14 protein-coding genes and 3 pseudogenes are annotated in these 16,106 nt (G+C 68.8%); 11 read left to right on the top strand and 6 right to left on the bottom strand.

Features of this window, described 5'->3' with window-relative positions; translation table 11 throughout:
- Positions 1–69: 69 nt before the first annotated feature.
- Positions 70–629 (bottom strand): annotated as a pseudogene (locus M2157_RS01005) (enolase C-terminal domain-like protein); the annotation flags it as partial.
- Positions 630–846: 217 nt separating this feature from the next.
- Positions 847–1,845 carry a hypothetical protein gene (locus M2157_RS01000; protein WP_280859894.1) on the bottom strand — a complete coding sequence of 333 codons (999 nt, stop codon included), beginning with the start codon at positions 1,843–1,845 and terminating at the stop codon, positions 847–849.
- Positions 1,846–2,191: 346 nt separating this feature from the next.
- On the opposite strand from M2157_RS01000, the gene M2157_RS00995 reads away from it, so the two are divergent.
- Positions 2,192–3,004, top strand: a complete 813-nt coding sequence (locus M2157_RS00995; RefSeq protein WP_280859893.1) for a G1 family glutamic endopeptidase — start codon at positions 2,192–2,194, stop codon at positions 3,002–3,004.
- A 240-nt stretch (positions 3,005–3,244) separates the two neighbouring features.
- Here M2157_RS00995 and M2157_RS00990 read toward each other — a convergent pair whose 3' ends face one another.
- Positions 3,245–3,493, bottom strand: a complete 249-nt coding sequence (locus M2157_RS00990) for a hypothetical protein (RefSeq protein WP_280859892.1) — start codon at positions 3,491–3,493, stop codon at positions 3,245–3,247.
- Between the two features lie 451 nt (positions 3,494–3,944).
- Here M2157_RS00990 and M2157_RS00985 point away from each other — a divergent pair, with 451 nt between their 5' ends.
- From M2157_RS00985 to M2157_RS00965, 5 genes and pseudogenes are all read left to right on the top strand, one after another.
- Positions 3,945–4,478, top strand: coding sequence for an RNA polymerase sigma factor (locus M2157_RS00985; RefSeq protein ID WP_280864069.1), 534 nt, complete (start codon positions 3,945–3,947; stop codon positions 4,476–4,478).
- Complete coding sequence (locus M2157_RS00980) at positions 4,475–4,972, top strand: transmembrane transport protein (RefSeq protein ID WP_280864068.1); 498 nt, start codon at positions 4,475–4,477, stop codon at positions 4,970–4,972. The genes M2157_RS00985 and M2157_RS00980 overlap by 4 nt, the downstream gene beginning before the upstream one ends.
- Positions 4,973–5,023: 51 nt before the next feature.
- Complete coding sequence (locus M2157_RS00975; RefSeq protein WP_280864067.1) at positions 5,024–5,161, top strand: hypothetical protein; 138 nt, start codon at positions 5,024–5,026, stop codon at positions 5,159–5,161.
- Between the two features lie 39 nt (positions 5,162–5,200).
- A pseudogene (locus M2157_RS00970) lies at positions 5,201–5,578 on the top strand (transposase); the annotation flags it as partial.
- Between the two features lie 60 nt (positions 5,579–5,638).
- Positions 5,639–5,839, top strand: coding sequence for an HAD family hydrolase (locus tag M2157_RS00965; RefSeq protein WP_280868147.1), 201 nt, complete (start codon positions 5,639–5,641; stop codon positions 5,837–5,839).
- 3 nt (positions 5,840–5,842) lie between these two features.
- On the opposite strand, the gene M2157_RS00960 is transcribed toward M2157_RS00965, so the two are convergent.
- Both M2157_RS00960 and M2157_RS00955 read right to left on the bottom strand, forming a co-directional pair.
- Complete coding sequence (locus tag M2157_RS00960; RefSeq protein WP_280864066.1) at positions 5,843–6,454, bottom strand: dihydrofolate reductase family protein; 612 nt, start codon at positions 6,452–6,454, stop codon at positions 5,843–5,845.
- A 73-nt stretch (positions 6,455–6,527) separates the two neighbouring features.
- Complete coding sequence (locus tag M2157_RS00955; protein ID WP_280864065.1) at positions 6,528–7,370, bottom strand: helix-turn-helix transcriptional regulator; 843 nt, start codon at positions 7,368–7,370, stop codon at positions 6,528–6,530.
- 269 nt (positions 7,371–7,639) lie between these two features.
- On the opposite strand from M2157_RS00955, the gene M2157_RS00950 reads away from it, so the two are divergent.
- From M2157_RS00950 to ugpC, 4 genes and pseudogenes are all read left to right on the top strand, one after another.
- Positions 7,640–8,911, top strand: a complete 1,272-nt coding sequence (locus M2157_RS00950) for an ABC transporter substrate-binding protein (RefSeq protein WP_280864064.1) — start codon at positions 7,640–7,642, stop codon at positions 8,909–8,911.
- Positions 8,908–9,862 (top strand): annotated as a pseudogene (locus M2157_RS00945) (sugar ABC transporter permease). The gene M2157_RS00950 and the pseudogene M2157_RS00945 overlap by 4 nt, the downstream one beginning before the upstream one ends.
- Positions 9,862–10,695 (top strand): carbohydrate ABC transporter permease, encoded by an 834-nt coding sequence (locus M2157_RS00940; RefSeq protein WP_280864062.1) that lies wholly within the window; start codon positions 9,862–9,864, stop codon positions 10,693–10,695. Before M2157_RS00945 ends, M2157_RS00940 begins: the two are co-directional and overlap by 1 nt.
- 90 nt (positions 10,696–10,785) lie before the next feature.
- Positions 10,786–11,973, top strand: a complete 1,188-nt coding sequence (ugpC, locus tag M2157_RS00935) for a sn-glycerol-3-phosphate ABC transporter ATP-binding protein UgpC (RefSeq protein WP_280864061.1) — start codon at positions 10,786–10,788, stop codon at positions 11,971–11,973.
- A gap of 348 nt (positions 11,974–12,321) precedes the next feature.
- On the opposite strand, the gene M2157_RS00930 is transcribed toward ugpC, so the two are convergent.
- Entirely contained in the window at positions 12,322–12,834 is a 513-nt protein-coding gene (locus M2157_RS00930) for a helix-turn-helix transcriptional regulator (protein WP_280864060.1), read from the bottom strand.
- Positions 12,835–13,884: 1,050 nt separating this feature from the next.
- Between M2157_RS00930 and M2157_RS00925 the strand changes: the two genes are divergently transcribed.
- Positions 13,885–16,059, top strand: coding sequence for a bifunctional polysaccharide deacetylase/glycosyltransferase family 2 protein (locus M2157_RS00925; RefSeq protein ID WP_280864059.1), 2,175 nt, complete (start codon positions 13,885–13,887; stop codon positions 16,057–16,059).
- Positions 16,060–16,106: the final 47 nt, after the last annotated feature.

Below are 16,106 nucleotides of genomic sequence, written 5' to 3'. Positions count from 1 at the left end.
TTCGTCACGACTGTGGGCCCGACGGATGCCGCACTCGGCGGCCGTCGGGGCCGTAACTTCCTCCTGGTGTTACCAGCGCGGCACGGCGGGCGTCTCCCATCCCGGCTCGGCGACCCGCATCGCCGCCGCGTCGTCCTGCTCGCGCAGCGAACCGTCGTCGTCCAGCAAGCGCCGGTGGAGGAAGGCGAGTTCCTCGCGGTCGAGTTCGACACCCAGGCCCGGGCGCGTCCGAGACCTTCGCGGACCGGTCCTCGAAGGTCAGCCGCTCTGTGAGTATGTCCTCGGACTGCCAGGGGCAATGGGAGTCGCAGGCGTGGTGCAGGCCCGGGACGGTGGACGCGACGTGGGTCATGGCGGCCGGCGAGATTCCCAGGTGGGTGTTGGAGTGCATGGACAGCCCGACGCCGAAGGTGCGGCAGATGGCGGCGAGTTGCTGGGTGTTGCGCAGCCCGCCCCAGTAGCGGTGGTCGCAGAGCACCACCTGGACGGCATCGGGTGAACGCCTCCTTGATCTCGGCGAAGGTCGTCATGCACATGTTGGTGGCGAGGGGAACGTTCGTCCTGGCGGCGCCCTCGGCCAGGGCCGGTGTACCGAGCGCCGGGTCCTCCAGATATTCGAGGATGTCTCCTGGGCGGCGGCACAGCCCGAAGCCGCCCAGGAGTAGACGCCGTTGCGGTACCTCAACTCGGCGCGGCAGCCTCCGGGCTGCCGCTCGGCGGCGGGCTGGGTGAGTTGGCGGCGCGGCACAACTGTGGGGCCTGCACCGCGAGGTCACGCTCATCGCCACATCTCACCGGGGCTCCTCGGCGAAGAACGACGGCAGCCGCTCCGGCACCTCCGTGGACTCACGGTGTGCGAGGCAGCGACGGAAGCGGCGGTGATTCGTCGTGGGTCCAACGGATGCCGAAGCGGCACGGCCCGGTCTCCAGGGCCACCGCATGAACCGAGCCGGCCGCGTCCAGCCGCAGGAGCCGCTCGGTGGGGAACGTGCTCTCCTCGTTGACCCGGTACGAGTGGCATGAGGTCGGCAGGGCGGCCGGGTCGAAGCGCGCCTGGAGTACGTACTCGCGCATCGGCACGTGCAGCGTGGCCTCGACGAACGTGGTGTGCGGGCGGGGAGAGGGGAACTCCAGCGTGTACTCGACGATGATCGTCTCACCCTGAGCGAGGGGACGTTCGAAGAGCAACTCGGCAGCGAACAGGCCGCTGTCGCTGCGGGTCACCACCGCGCCCGGACGGCACGGGGGTGAGACATGGATCTCCGGCGGCGCACCGGGCCCGTCTGCCTGGTAGAGCGTCACCTTGCGGTCAGGTCCGTCACGGTCCGCGCGCAGCAGCTGACGGGTCCACTTGCGGCTGACGCGGCTGAACGCGTCCAGCTCTATCCGGCTGTGGGTGCTGATTCTGGTCAGGTGGGCGTCCCAGCGGGTCTCGACATCCCCCAGCGCATGCTTGGCGTTGCGTGGCCAGACGTCCTCCAGGGCCCGTCGGCCCCGGCCGGCGGGAAGCCAACGGCCGCGCGGACGGGGCGGTCCCAGCAGGGAGAGAAGGCCGCCGTCCGGCACGGCCAGCAGGAGTTCCAGGGCGCGCAGCGCCTCCAGGGAACGCGGGCGTTCCGGGCGGTACCGGCCGGACTGCCAGGAGCTGAGCGAGGCGAGGCTGATCTCCATGCCCATTCGGCGCAGCCGGTCCTGTATTCGCTCCAGGCTCAGTCCGCTGGCGCTGATGGCCGCGCGCAGTGCCTCGTGGAAGGGCCCGGACCGCAGCAGGGGCGCGATCTGCGGCGAAGGAACGGTGGGGCGCTGACCTGCTGGGCGAGCAGCCGCCGGGGGTCCGGGATGCATGGAGGAACCTGCCTTCCTTCCACCAGCTGTCGTGACATGCACGCTTCGCACGCAGTTAAAGCCGGGTGATCAGCACAGGTCAACCAAGGCAGGGCCAAGGTGACCCTGCAGAGCTCTCAACAGGCCGGTGCTGGCAGCGGTTGGCCTCCAAGGGGGCCGTTCCGGTCGCTCAAAACCCGCAAATCTAAAGAACCTTGGTCTCTTGCCGACGGTCTGGCACACGGGTCACGCTGTGTCCGCAGACCGGTGATCACGGGCCCGGCACCCGGTCGGCGTCATCCGCACGGCATGACTCTTCTCCACCGACCCTCCTCCCCCCAACCCCGGAAAGAAAGTGCTCATCGCCATGCAAGAAAACGCTTTCACCAGCCACCGTTCGACCACCCGCCTGCTGGCCGTCGGCGCCGCCGCGCTGGCCGTCGGCGCGCTGACCGTCACCAGCGCCGAGGCCGCGCCGTCGGTCGGACGGGTCAGCTCCTCCCTCGCGGCACACGAGTCGCACGCCCTGCACGGGCTGAAGTCCGCGGGCACGGCGTCCAACACCACCGTCACCTCCGGCAACTGGTCGGGCTACGCCGCCGTCGGATCGGCCGGCGCCTACAAGTCCGTGTCGTCGACGTGGGTGCAGCCCAGCGTCACTTGCACGTCAACCAACACCTACTCCTCCTACTGGGTGGGCCTCGACGGTTACAGCAACTCGGCCCTGGAGCAGACCGGCACCGAGGCCGACTGCATCAACGGCCAGGCCGTCTACGGCGCGTGGTGGGAGGTGCTGCCGGCCGCCGAGTCCGCGTACTCGGTGAACGTCCTGCCGGGCGACCACATGTCCGCCTCGGTGACCGACAACGCCAACGGCACCTTCACCATGACGCTGACGGACAGTACCCAGGGATGGACGAAGTCGACCACGCACGCCGGCAGCTCCGGCTACCAGGACAGCTCTGCCGAGGTGATCGCCGAGGCCACGTCCGTCAACGGCAGAATCGCGAAGCTGTCCAACTTCGGCACCGTCGGCTTCAGCGGCTCGAAGGCCAACGGCACCACACTGCCCAGCAGCTCGAACGAGATCATCATGGGTGGCAAGTCCGGCGACGTCCTGGCCCAGCCGAGCGCCCTGTCGAGCGGCGCCTTCTCCGACACCTGGATGAACTACTCCTGACCCGGTAGGCGACGTGCGGCGGTATCGGACGGAGGACCCGTCCGGTACCGCCGTACCCCCGTGTGCGACCTCTCGGCGTGGGGTCGGTAATGGTGAGAGTCGGTGGTGCTGGTCTGGTGGTGTGCTGTGTCGGCGCTGGTCAGTGGGGTGTTGGGGCCGGTCGGGCACTGTCATGACGTGAGAGGTCGCGGGTGGGTGTTGCTGTCGAGGGCTCTAGGCGGCAGACGCGTGCTCGGTGCCCTACGGGTACGCCGCCCACCCCTGCTTCAGGACCGGGTTGATGACCACCCGTCCGCTGGCGAGATCCCGCAGGGACCATCCGCCCGGCGGCGGCTGCCCGAGCCAGGACACGATTCCCTCCTGCAGACCGGGGTCCGCCGCGACGACGACATCCTCCAGTTCGTCGGCCGAGGCGATCGCCGTGGGCACCGCCGTGTCCGGCAGGAGGACGCGGAAGTCGGGGAAGTTGACCAGGTGGTACGGCTCCATGGTCACCACAATCCCGAACCTCGGACGGTCGTGCGGAATGTGCGCGAACGCCGGGGGCCGGTCCTCGATGAGCTTCGCGGACTTGTTGATCTGGCTGAACGCCTTGGCCAGCTTTCGGAAGGCCCCCGTCGGACCTGCGGCGGTCGGGGCAGGGGTGCCGGTGAGGCGGACCAGAGCGCCGTTGCGTGCCGCGTCGTGAATGAGGGCCTCGCGCTCCTGCGGGGTGGCGACGTGGGCGTCGTGCAGGAACAGGACGTCTCAGGGGCCGAGGGCAAACTCGGCTGGGCACTGCCCCGGCGAGATACGGGCCTTGCGGCGTTCGTCGAGCCACTGGGTGAGCGGAGATCCCTCTTCCGACCGGCGCTTCGACTCGATTCTCAGGATTCCGTGAACCTTTCCGCTCGGAATGCCGACTGTCTGTCTGACGGACGGTGCAGAGCAGGGAGGTGTGGTGGGCAACGACGGGTTGCTGGTGGTGCGCTGCCAGCTTGGGGAGCGGGAGGCGTTCCGCGAACTGGTGGGCATGTGGCACCCCTCGCTGTGGCGCTATGTCCGGGGCATGGTCGGCTCTCCGCACCTAGCGGACGATCTTGCTCAGGAGGCGTGGGTCGCTGTGGTGCGCGGTCTGCCCCGGCTGCGGCAGCCGGAGCGGTTCGCCCCCTGGCTGTTCACCATCGCCCGGCGCACGGTCACTGACCATCTGCGGCAGACGTACAAGGCTCCGGAGACGGCCATGGAGGAAGCCACGACGGTCGTCGCCGACGACGAGCTCAGCGGCGTACTCACCACGATGCAGATCGAGGCGGGTCTTGCTGCTCTGCCGCCCATGGAGCGCGAGGTGCTGATCCTCTTCCACCTGGAGGACCTGCCACTGGCTTCCTGCGCGGAGGTGCTCGGCGTACCGGCCGGCACGGTCAAGAGCAGGCTGCACCGCGCCCGGCGCATGCTGCGCAACCACCTTGCCGAGAAGGGATACGAAGCATGAGCGAGCAGAACCGCGCAGCGCAGCGGGCCGTGCCCGAGCAACTGGAGCGCATGCTGGCCACGGAGGTGTCACTGCGGTCCCGGCTGCGCCACGTGGCAGTGGGCCTGGCCGGGGGATGCGGCGCGGCCATGATCGCGGTGCTGTGGGCCACCGAGTCGAATGCTCTGCCGACGCGTACTCAGGCCGCCTTCGCCGGACTGATCGCCATCGGGCTGGCCTGGGCCGTCTTCGCCGGCTGGGTGCTGAGCAGGCGTCGGCCGCTGTTCGCCCGGGACCGGGTGCTGTCCGCCCGGATCACACTGGCGGCGACCGTGGTGACCGCCCTGGCCGGGGTGGCGCTGGCTGCAGTCCGCGGCAGCACCGCCGACCTGGTGGCCACCGCCGCGGGCGGGGCCGTCTTCATCGCCGCCGCGGTGCTCGCCCTGGTACGGGCGCGGCGCCGTCGACGCGAACTACTGCGACTGCGGGATGCCTTGCGACAAGACGCCCCCTGAACAGCCGAATTCGCCCAAGCCAAGATCACCCAGATCATCAGGGAGACAGACATGGACAACGAGACTCCTCCGATCGGCCCGCTGGCCCTCGCGCTCCACCGCCGCGGTGCAAGCAAGTGCACCGTCCTGGTCGTCGCGGCCCTGGCCTGTACCGCCCTGCTGATCGGCGTCGGCCTGCTCCTGACCTGAGCTTGTAGAGTGACACAGGGCAGCTGGCAGAGGTCGGGGATGGCTCGCAGGGAACTCACAGACGATGGGTGGGAGTTATTCGAGCCGTTCCTGCCGATAGACACGTCCGGCCCGTAGCCGGAGCAGCTGCGGGAGCAGTTCGAGGGCGTGATCTGGAAGTTCCGCTCGGGTGCCCAATGGCGGGGCATGCCGCCGGAGTTCGGGGTCTGGCAGACCGTCTACGACTGCTTCGTCCGGCGGCGTGACGCAGGCGTCCTCCTGGCGCTGACGGACGGGATGATCGCCGATGCGGCCCAGTGGGGTCAGACGAACTTGTCCCTGGTCAGCGTGGACTCCACGGTCGCCAGGACTCATCACGACGCCGCGGGTATGCGAGTCGAGGAGGAGGTCGTGTCGTCCCTGGAGAAGGCCGCCGAGGCGTCAAAGGGGGCCGTCGCCGATGGTTCCCCACCACCCCTGCTGACCAGCCAATACAATATGCGCAGCCTCATTGTTCGCGAGGACTACGAACTCGCGAAGCCGCACCCGGAGCCGTACCTGGCCGGGCTGAAACGCTTCGGCGCCGCCACGGAAGAGACCCTGGTCGTGGAGGATTCAGTACTGCCACCGCCTCATCGAGGGGCTCGTCGCCAAGACCGGGCTCGACCTCCGACCGCCGTGACCTCAGTCCGTCAATGATCTCTAGCGGCGTACCTTGAACCTCAGGTGCAGCACCCTGTCGCCCTGGAGGACCACGTGCGGATCCTCCAGCAGGTGCTGCCCGTCGATGCCGCCGAAGTAGCGTCGGCCCGATCCGAACACCACCGGGACCACGTCCATCGCTACCTCGTCCACGAGACCGGCCGCGAGGATTTGGGCGCCCGCGTCGCCGGCGTTCAAGGCGACGATCCGGTCCCCGGCGAGTTCCTTGGCCTTGCCGATCGCGGCCGTCGCGCCTTCGACGAAATGGTAGGACGCCTCGGGGTGCCATCCCTCGGGCTTGGGCCGGTGGGACACCACGACCACGTGATCGCCCGCGGGTGGTTTGCCCTCCCAGCCGTTCACCTGGTCGAAGAGGTTGCGGCCCATCACGATCGTGCCGATCGACTCCCACATCGACCGGACGTAGTCTGCCGACGCCCGCGAGACCTTGATGCCACTTCCGGCTCCGGAATGGTCGTACTGCTTGTCCCCGCCTGTGATGATCGGGACGTCCCCGCTGAAGTACCACTCGTGAAGGGACCCGACCTCGCCCTTGTCGTCGGCGATGAAGCCGTCCACCGACACCACGCTGTGCATGATCACCGTGCCCACGGGCCCTCCTCGGAGTCTTCTTGCGGGTTCGCGGCAATCCTTTCGCGCCGATGGGATCCGGGCATGTAAGAAATCAATCGGCGGGCATCGGGCCGCTGTCCTGCGGGCCTCGCCGCTCGGTGGGAAATCGACGCAGCAGGGTCAGGTACTCCGTCGGGGTGTGGCCGGTGAAGTCCTTGAACTCCCTGCTGAAGTGGGCATGGTCGAAGTAGCCCGCCGTCTGGGCGAGCGTCGACCAGTCGACCGGGCGCAGGGCGTCCACGGACACGATCAGCCGCGCAAAGCGGTAGATCCGCCCCATCCGCTTGGGAGTGACGCCGACATGAGCCTTGAACAGGTTGGCCAGATGATTGCCACTGACCCGGGCGGCATCGGCCAGCGCACCGACCGGGATCGTGCCGTGCGAGGTCTCCAGGCGCCCGCCTGTGTGCTGGACCAGGCCGAGGCCGCGCGCCGGGGTCTCGGCGAGTCGCGACCTCAGCTCCTCCTCCAGTACCCGCAATGTCTCGGCGGCCGACGATGCGTCGCCGACCCGGTTTCGGATCCGTTCCACAGAGCGTGGCCAGACGGTATTCACCGGCGCCCACCGGTCACGCAGCTCGGTCGCCGGCATGTCGATGAACGGTGACATCCCCCAGGGTTTGAAGTGCACCCCGACGAGCCGCACCCGTGTGGGGTACTCGAAGAGGAAGCGCCTGGTCCATACGCCCATGAACCACCCGTCGGTGAACACAGCGGGCGGCACCGAAGGGTCGGAGTCCCACAGCCGGACAGGTCCGTCCAGGTGTAGGAACAGGTGGGCCGACGGCATCGGCGGGACGTTCATCAGGCGGTGGTGCGGCACCCCGGTCAGACAGTAGATGTCGTCGATGAAACGGTCGAGCGGCGGAGCGGGCACCCGGCCGACGTATTCCATGGACCCAGTGTGGCCGCCCGAGCGTTCAGTTCGCCAGGGCGGTGTCGCCGGCCCTGCCATCGATCGTCTCCCCGCCTTAACCCCAGCCATTGAAGACCTCTAGTCGACCATTGGGGTATTTGATGCCATTTGCGCTTGATCTTCCCTTTTGGGGTCTCTAGTGTCCCCCGGTAGAAACGCCGCGAGGTCGAGTCTCCGGTGCCATCGTCCGGAAACGAGGTGTGGAGCGCGTGCACGCTAGGTGTGGCTGCCAGCCCCTTTCGGGCCATGTGGGACCTCCCAGAGGGACTCGATGGCTGCGGGCGTTCGCCGTACTGCCGTTGCTGGCGTCGGTGCTCGTCGCTTGTGGCAGTGACGAGGGCTCCGGTAGGCCGACCCTGAACTGGTACAACTTCCCCGACGACTCCGGTGCGCTCCAGAAGGCGGCCGACCGGTGCAGCCAGGCGTCGGGCGGCCGCTACCGGATCAGCTACAACAAGCTCCCGCGTGCGGCGGACGGCCAGCGCCAGCAGCTTGTCCGCAGACTCGCCGCCGAGGACGACTCGCTCGACATCCTGGGCCTGGACGTCACCTGGGCGGCGGAGTTCGCCGAGGCGCGCTGGATCCGGGAATGGAGGGGGACGGCGAGACGGCGGGCCGTCGAGGGCACCCTGCGCGTACCGCTGCAGACCGCGACCTGGAAAGGCAAGCTGTACGCCGTCCCGTACAACACCAACACCCAGCTCCTGTGGTACCGCAAGGACCTGGTGCCAACCCCACCGAGGACCTGGGCCGAAATGCTGGAGATGGCCGGCGTCCTCGCCCGCCAGGGCAAGCCGCACTTCGTGGAGATCCAGGGCGCCCAGTACGAGGGCCTGACCGTCTGGTTCAACACGCTGATCAACAGTGCGGGCGGCTCCATCCTCGACGCGAGCGCGACCGAGCCGTCCCTCGGCCCTCCCGCGGTGCGGGCCGCCGAGATCATGCGTGATCTGGCGAAGTCCCCGGCCGCGGACCCCTCCCTCTCCAACCAGATGGAGGACCAGAACCGCCTCGCCATGGAGTCGGGGGCAGCGGCGTTCGAGCTCAACTACCCGTTCGTCTATCCGTCGATGAAGGCGAACAACCCCGCCTTGTTCAAGAACTTCCGCTGGGCGCCGTACCCTCGGGTCGACGCGAACCGCCCGGCACGGCCCACCATCGGCGGCATCGATCTGGCGGTGAGCGCCTACTCGCGCCACCCCGACCTGGCCTTCGAGGCGGCGTTGTGCCTGCGTAACCGGGAGAACCAGCTCACCGCCGCGCTGGAGGGCGGACTGCCGCCCACGCTGCGCGGCCTGTACGACGAGTCGGCGTTCATGAAGGCGTACCCGTTCTCGCGGGAGGTGCTGGCCTCCCTGCAAGCGGCGAGCGTACGGCCGCTGACTCCGGCCTACCAGAACATCTCGATCGCGGTCTCCCACACGCTGTCCCCGCCGTCGGGGATCAAGCCGGTGAGCTCGATCGAGACCATCAGGGATCAGATCGACGATGCCCTGCGATCGGAGGGTGTGATCCCGTGAGCATGCAAGCCGAGCCGGCCGGGGCGCCGGTACCCCCCGAGGCAGAACAGACACGGCAGGACAAGGCGGCGCTCTCGGTGTGGCGCCCGGCAGGAGCGGCGGCTCGGCTGGCTGCTGTGCGCACCCGCCGTCGTCGTGATGCTCGCCGTGACCGCGTATCCCATCGGCTACGCCCTCTACCTGTCCCTCCAGCGGTACGACCTGCGCTTTCCGGGGCAGGCGAAGTTCGTGGGCCTGAGCAACTACGGGGCCGTGTTGACCTCCCCGTTCTGGTGGGACGCGTTCTGGGTGACGCTGTTCATCACCGCCGTGTCCGTGGCCATCGAACTCATCCTCGGCATGTGCCTCGCCCTGGTCATGCACCGTACGATCTTCGCGCGCGGCGTCGTCCGCACATCGGTCCTCATCCCGTACGGCATCGTCACCGTGGTCGCCGCCTTCTCGTGGCAGTACGCCTGGACCCCGGACCTCGGCTACCTCGCCGAACTGCTGCCCGCGGGTGACGCCCCGCTGACCGAGCAGTGGCCCGCACTGTGGCTGATCGTCCTCGCGGAGGTGTGGAAGACGACCCCGTTCATGGCTTTGCTGCTGCTCGCCGGCCTCGCGCTGGTCCCCGAGGAGACTTTGAGGGCGGCCATGGTGGACGGCGCCAGCCCGTGGCAGCGCTTCACCAAGGTCATGCTGCCGCTGATGAAGCCGGCCATCCTGGTGGCACTGCTCTTTCGCACCCTGGACGCGTTCCGCATCTTCGACAACATCTACGTCCTGACCGCCGGAGCCCAGGGAACCGGCTCCGTGTCGATCCTCGGGTACGACAACCTGTTCACCGCGCTGAACCTGGGCATCGGGTCGGCGATCTCGGTCCTGATCTTCATCTGCGTCGGGATCATCGCCTTCACGTTCGTCAAGCTGTTCGGCGCTGCCGCACCCGGCGCGGAGGTGAAGCGCTGATGGCCGCCGTAGGCAAGACGCACGCCGCCCGATGGACCGTCGTGAACGTCGTGGTGGTGCTGTACGCCCTGTTCCCGGTGTGGTGGATCGCCGCGCTGTCGTTCAAGGATCCCAGCACCCTCACCGACGGCGACTACATCCCGAGGGACTGGACCTGGGAAAACTACCGGGGCATCTTCGATACCTCCGAGTTCACCCGGGCGCTGATCAACTCCATCGGCATCGCCCTCATCGCCACGGTGATCGCGGTGGCGCTGGGCACCATGGCCGCCTACGCGGTGGCCAGGCTGCGCTTCCCCGGCAAACGGGTGCTCATCGGCATGTCGCTGCTGATCGCCATGTTCCCCCCGATCTCCCTGGTGTCACCGCTGTTCAACATCGAGCGGATCATCGGGATCTTCGACACCTGGGTCGGGCTGATCATCCCGTACATGACCTTCTCGCTGCCGCTGGCGATCTACACCCTGTCGGCGTTCTTCCGGGAGATCCCCTGGGATCTGGAGAAGGCCGCCAAGGTGGACGGGGCAACACCCGCGCAGGCATTCCGGCTGGTCATCGTGCCGTTGGCCGCGCCGGGCGTGTTCACCACAGCCATTCTCGTGTTCATCTTCTGCTGGAACGACTTCCTGTTCGCGATCTCGCTGACTTCCACCGAGTCCGCGCGTACGGTGCCCGCCGCGATCGCGTTCTTCACCGGGAGCTCGCAGTTCCAGCAACCCACTGGGTCGATCGCCGCCGCCGCTGTGGTCATCACCATCCCGATCATCATTTTCGTCCTGTTCTTCCAGCGGCGGATCGTCGCCGGACTGACCTCCGGGGCAGTCAAGGGGTGATCGGACCGGCCGCGGCAGGTACGCCGCCGGCCCGAGACACCGACCGCGATACCCAGACCCGGAAGGCATGTAGGCAAGGAGGCACCACCCATGGCCGAGATCATCCTTGAGGGAGTCACCAAGCGCTTTCCCGATGGAGCCCTCGCCGTGAAGGACGTGGACCTCGAGATCGCCGACGGCGAGTTCGTGATCCTGGTCGGTCCGTCGGGATGCGGAAAGTCCACCACCCTGAACATGATCGCCGGACTTGAGGACATCACGGAGGGCACGCTGCGCATCGGAGACCGAGTCGTCAACGACCTGGCTCCCAAGGAACGCGACGTCGCCATGGTGTTCCAGAGCTATGCCCTGTACCCGCACATGAGCGTCGGGGAGAACATGGGCTTTCCGCTGCGCCTGGCCAAGGTGGACAAGGCCACCATCGACGCCAAGGTGGCGGAAGCCGCCCGGATCCTCGACCTGACCGAGCACCTGGACCGCAAGCCCGCCAACCTCTCTGGCGGTCAGCGCCAGCGGGTGGCCATGGGACGGGCGATCGTCCGTGATCCCAAGGCGTTCTTGATGGACGAGCCCCTGTCCAACCTGGACGCCAAACTCCGGGTACAGATGCGCACCCAGATCTCCCGGCTGCAGCGGCGCCTCGCCACGACCACCGTGTACGTCACCCACGACCAGACCGAGGCGATGACGCTCGGCGACCGGGTCGTGGTCATGAGGCAGGGCCTGGTCCAGCAGATCGGCACACCCGCCGAGTTGTACGACCGCCCGCGCAACATCTTCGTCGCGGGCTTCATCGGCTCCCCGGCGATGAACTTCCTGAATGCCACCCTGGAGGACGATGTCCTGCGCTCGCCCGTGGGTGACCTTCCCCTCGACGACCGCACGAGACAGGCGCTGGAACGGCAGAACGCCCCCCGCGAGGTCATCCTCGGGCTTCGGCCGGAGGCATTCGAGGACGTGGCCCTGACGCACGACCGTGACCGAACGGGCCCGGTCTTCACCACCACCGTGGAGGTACTGGAGTCGCTGGGCTCCGACGTGTACGTCTACTTCACCGCGGAGGGCGGTCCCGCGACGAGCGCCGAGCTGGAGGAGCTGGCAACGGACTCGGGCATGCGCGACACCGGCGCCGACGCCAGTCACCTCGTGGCCCGCCTGGACGCCGCCACGCGTGCCCGGGAGGGGGAACCCGTGGAGCTGCAGGTCGACGTGGCCAAGGCCCACGTTTTCGACCCGGGGAACGGAGTCAACCTTACGCATCCGGCGAGGGCGGACTGACGATGCGCCACACGGGGCGCGATGCGCATCCATGTACCCGGCGACTCACGAGGCTGCTGGTATGTGCCGACTGCGCGGGCGTCCCGGAAACGGGTGTCCCGGAGGAGACGGGTGGAACGTCAGGCGCCACCGGCGGCCGGTCGTCGACCACCACAGGACGCCGGCGCTCCGCGCCAACTTCCGGGGCACCCTGGGCAGGCAGCCCTGCCTCTGGGCTGGGCCGACTGACACCGTGCGTGCCACCGGGGTGAGAGCCCGTGCCGTACGAAACAGGACAGGCCGCCCGGCACGCCGTGCTCAGGCTGCGCTGCGTCGGCGCGTCCCTGCGCGTCCCTGCGCGTCGCGTGCTCAGCCTGCTCCGGTGACCATGGCGCAGCCGCTGGGGGAGTGGCGGTGGGCGCGCTCTGGGAGGTGCGAGTGAGCCGTCGCCGACTGTGGGACTCTCCTCGCCCTCTCGACGTACGTCGCCGAGACGACGGGGTCAGCGGTCCTCGCCTCGCATGTCATCGTCGGCGCTCCAGTCGGCACCGTCTGACGCCAGGGCTGAGTTGGTCCCCGGAACGGACCATCTCGACCAGCGCCGCGGTTCACTGGCCGGCTACGCCGTTTCGTCGGGCGTACCGAGCCGGTTCCGCCCGGTTGGTCAAGCTTTCGCAGCACCGCCGCGACGTGGTGTTCGACGGTCCGGGTGGACAGGCACAGCACCTGCGCGATCTCGGAGTTGCGCAGTCCATCGCCAAGCAGGGTGAGCACTTCCCGCTCGCGGGCACGCAGCCCGTCGGGGCCGGCGGTCCGCGTCGAGCGGCTCGGAATGTCGCGCTCCTCGAGTCGGCGCAAGCGTGTGGCGGTGATGTCGCGCATCGGCCGCGCGCCCAGGCGATCGAAGTTCGGCGATCTCGCCGCGCTTCATGACACCACTAGCAGCGGCCGCCGGCGGGTGGCCGTGAGCCACAGCGCTGTGGCCTCCGCACGCTTGCGCAGTGCCGGCATAGCGAGCAGAGCAGCCAGAGCGCCCACCAGGAGCCCTGCCAGCACGTCGTGGGGGTGGTGCTCGCGCGTCGTCGGCTTCTTGCCGGTGGGTGCGGTGGAAGGGTTGTAGACACGCTCTCTTGCGGGTCACGCCCAGCGGCGACGTACGCTGACTCTTATGGCCCTTAATGCCCGTATATCACAGCATATGCGAAGTGCGGTGGCTACCGCGGACAGGCCGGTGTTCGTCGATTCCAGCGGTCATCGCGCACGGTTGTTTCGGCGCACCGGATACGGGTTGGCCGCTTTGGCTTCCACTTATGTGGTTGTGCTGGGGCTGAGCCTGCTGGGAGCGACGCCGTTCGCGCCCGGGGTCCTTTTGCCAGTCCCCGGCGTCTCCGGCGTCTCCGGTGGGCCTGCCGCGCCTGCCGTGCCGGGACCGGGAGCCCTTGGCCAGATGCCGCCGCTGTCCGGCGGCGCGCCGGGAGTGGGGGGCCGGATGGCCGGCGACTCGGGCTTTGCGATGGGTCCCAGCGCGCTGCTGGTCCCGGGGTTCACCACGGTGACCGGCGGCCCGCCCGGTGTTCTCCCCCCGCCTGTGCCCGGGACGTCGCCGTTCATCAGTGCACCGGTGCCCCCCGCTACGGCGGGACCAGCAGCTCCCCAGGGACCACGTGTCCCAGATGCGCCGCAGGCCCCAGACGCATCGGAAGCGCCGGAATCACCTGTGCCACCACCGGACCCGTCCCCGGCTCCCGATGCTCCTTCGCCAGTACCGGCTCCGGACACCGGCACCCCGCCCGCTGCGCCGCTGCCCCAGCCCGCGCCGGAAACGCCGCTGCCCACACCGTCGGCGGCCACCCCCCAAGCGCCGTCCGAGGGGCCGCCTGAGGGCTCCAGCAGCGTCCCGCCCTCCGGCGTACCGGCGGCCCAGGCCCCCTGATGCGGGCCAGCCGTCACCGGTCGGCCGACCGCCCATCGCTTCGGCCCGGTGCGGGGCGCAGCCGAGCGCCCCGGCTGTCCCGGCACCGCTTCCGCATCGTCGTTCCGCTGGCCCTGCTGATGCTTCTCCTCTCGGTGCTTCTGGTCGAGGGGTACACCACCCGAGGCTTCACCGGTGATCAGCAAGGGCGCGCCGACCGGCCGGCCACCCGCGTTCCGAGGGAGGTCGTGGACGGCGGCCCGATCGTCGACACCACCGGTGATCACCTGCGCACCTTCCGCGTGCCGAGGAAGACCATCGTGCTGACCTTCGACGACGGCCCCGATCCCACCTGGACGCCGCGCATCAGGGCCACACTCGACCGTTTCGGCGTACCCGCCACCTTCTTCGTCACCGGGCAGAACGCGGCCCGCTACCGTGGCGTGCTGCGCGATGTGATCAGGTCCGGCCACGAGATCGGCGTACACACCTTCTCCCACCCCGACCTGGCCGCCCAGTCCGCCGGCGCTGTCGACCGTGAACTGGCGTTGACCCAACTGGCCATCGCCGGAGCGGGCGGCCTCAACAGCTCGGTCATGCGGATGCCCTACTCCGCGACCACCTCCGCCCTGGACGACCCGGCATGGTCTGTGGCGCGGCGCCTGGGAGACAAGGGGTACCTTCTGGCCTTCATCGACCAGGACACCAGGGACTGGGAGCGGCCGGGCGCCCGGGCGATCGTCGAAGCGGCCATGCCAGACGTACCGGGCAAGGGCGCGGTCATCCTCCTGCACGACGCGGGCGGGGACAGGTCTCAGACGGTCGAAGCCATAGAGACACTGATTCCCCGTCTCACCGCGCAGGGCTATCGCTTCACCACCCTCGCTGACGTCGTCGGCGCCGACAGCCTCACCCGCCCCGCCGACGGCCTGGACCAGTGGAAGGGCAGGGTTTTCGTGGCGGCCGTGGCCGTGTGCGGGACGGCGGTGCCCGTCATCAGCGCGCTGCTGTGGGCGGTCGGATCGCTTGTGCTCGCACGGTGCGCGCTGCTCGTCTTTCTGGCCCATCGCCACGCGCGTCGGCGCTCGCACCCACGGGCCGCCCCGGGCCGGCCCGTCACCGAACCGGTGAGCGTCGTCATCCCGGCCTACAACGAGGGACTGTGCATCGCCAAGACACTCCGCTCCCTCGCCGCGAGCGACCATCCCGTGGAGATCATCGTTGTGGACGACGGTTCCGACGACGGTACCGCCGACATCGCGGAAGCACTCGCCATCGCAAACGTCACCGTCATCCGCCGGCCCAACGGCGGCAAGCCGTTCGCTCTCAACACCGGCATCCTGCTGGCCTCCCACGACCTCATCGTCATGATGGACGCCGACACGGTCTTCGACTCCTCGACCGTTGGCCGCCTCGTCCAGCCGTTCGCCGCCCCCCGCGTCGGGGCCGTCGCCGGGAACGCCAAGGTCGGCAACCGCCGGCGTCTGCTCGGCCGCTGGCAGCACATCGAGTACGTCATGGGTTTCAATCTCGACCGCCGCATGTACGATCTGCTGCGCTGCCTGCCCACTGTTCCCGGCGCCGTGGGGGCCTTCCGCGCTACGGCCCTGCGCGAAGCCGGGATGATGAGCGGCGACACCCTCGCCGAGGACACCGACATCACCATGGCTCTCCACCGGGCCGGGTGGGAGGTCGGCTACGCGCAGGACGCGCACGCCTGGACCGAGGCACCGGGCTCGTTGCGGGAGCTGTGGCGCCAGCGCTACCGGTGGAGCTACGGCACGATGCAGGCCGCGTGGAAGCACCGTCACGCACTGTTCGAGTCAGGTCATGCGGGACACTTCGGCCGTCTGGGCCTGCCGTTGCTGGCCGTCTTCCAGATCCTCACCCCCCTCCTGGCCCCACTGATTGACATCCTGACCCTCTACGGTCTGGTGTTCCAAAACCGGCTCGGCACGCTGCTGGCCTGGACTGCCGTGCTGGCGGTACAGGCGCTGTGCGCCCTCTACGCGTTCCGTCTCGACGGCGAGAGGGTGCGACCTCTGTGGGCGCTTCCCCTGCAGCAGGTGGTCTACCGCCAGTTGATGTATCTGGTCCTCATCCAGGCGTGCCTCACCGCGATCAACGGATACCGTCTGCCCTGGCAGCGGCTCAAGCGCACCGGAGACGTGATGCTTCCTCCTCAGCCGTCCTGACGCTCGGAGGGGGGCTTGTCGGTGTACCGGGCGGCGCCTGGCCTGGT

The organism is Streptomyces sp. SAI-127 (assembly GCF_029894425.1).
GTDB lineage: Bacteria > Actinomycetota > Actinomycetes > Streptomycetales > Streptomycetaceae > Streptomyces.
This window is presented reverse-complemented; position numbering and strand designations above follow the sequence as displayed.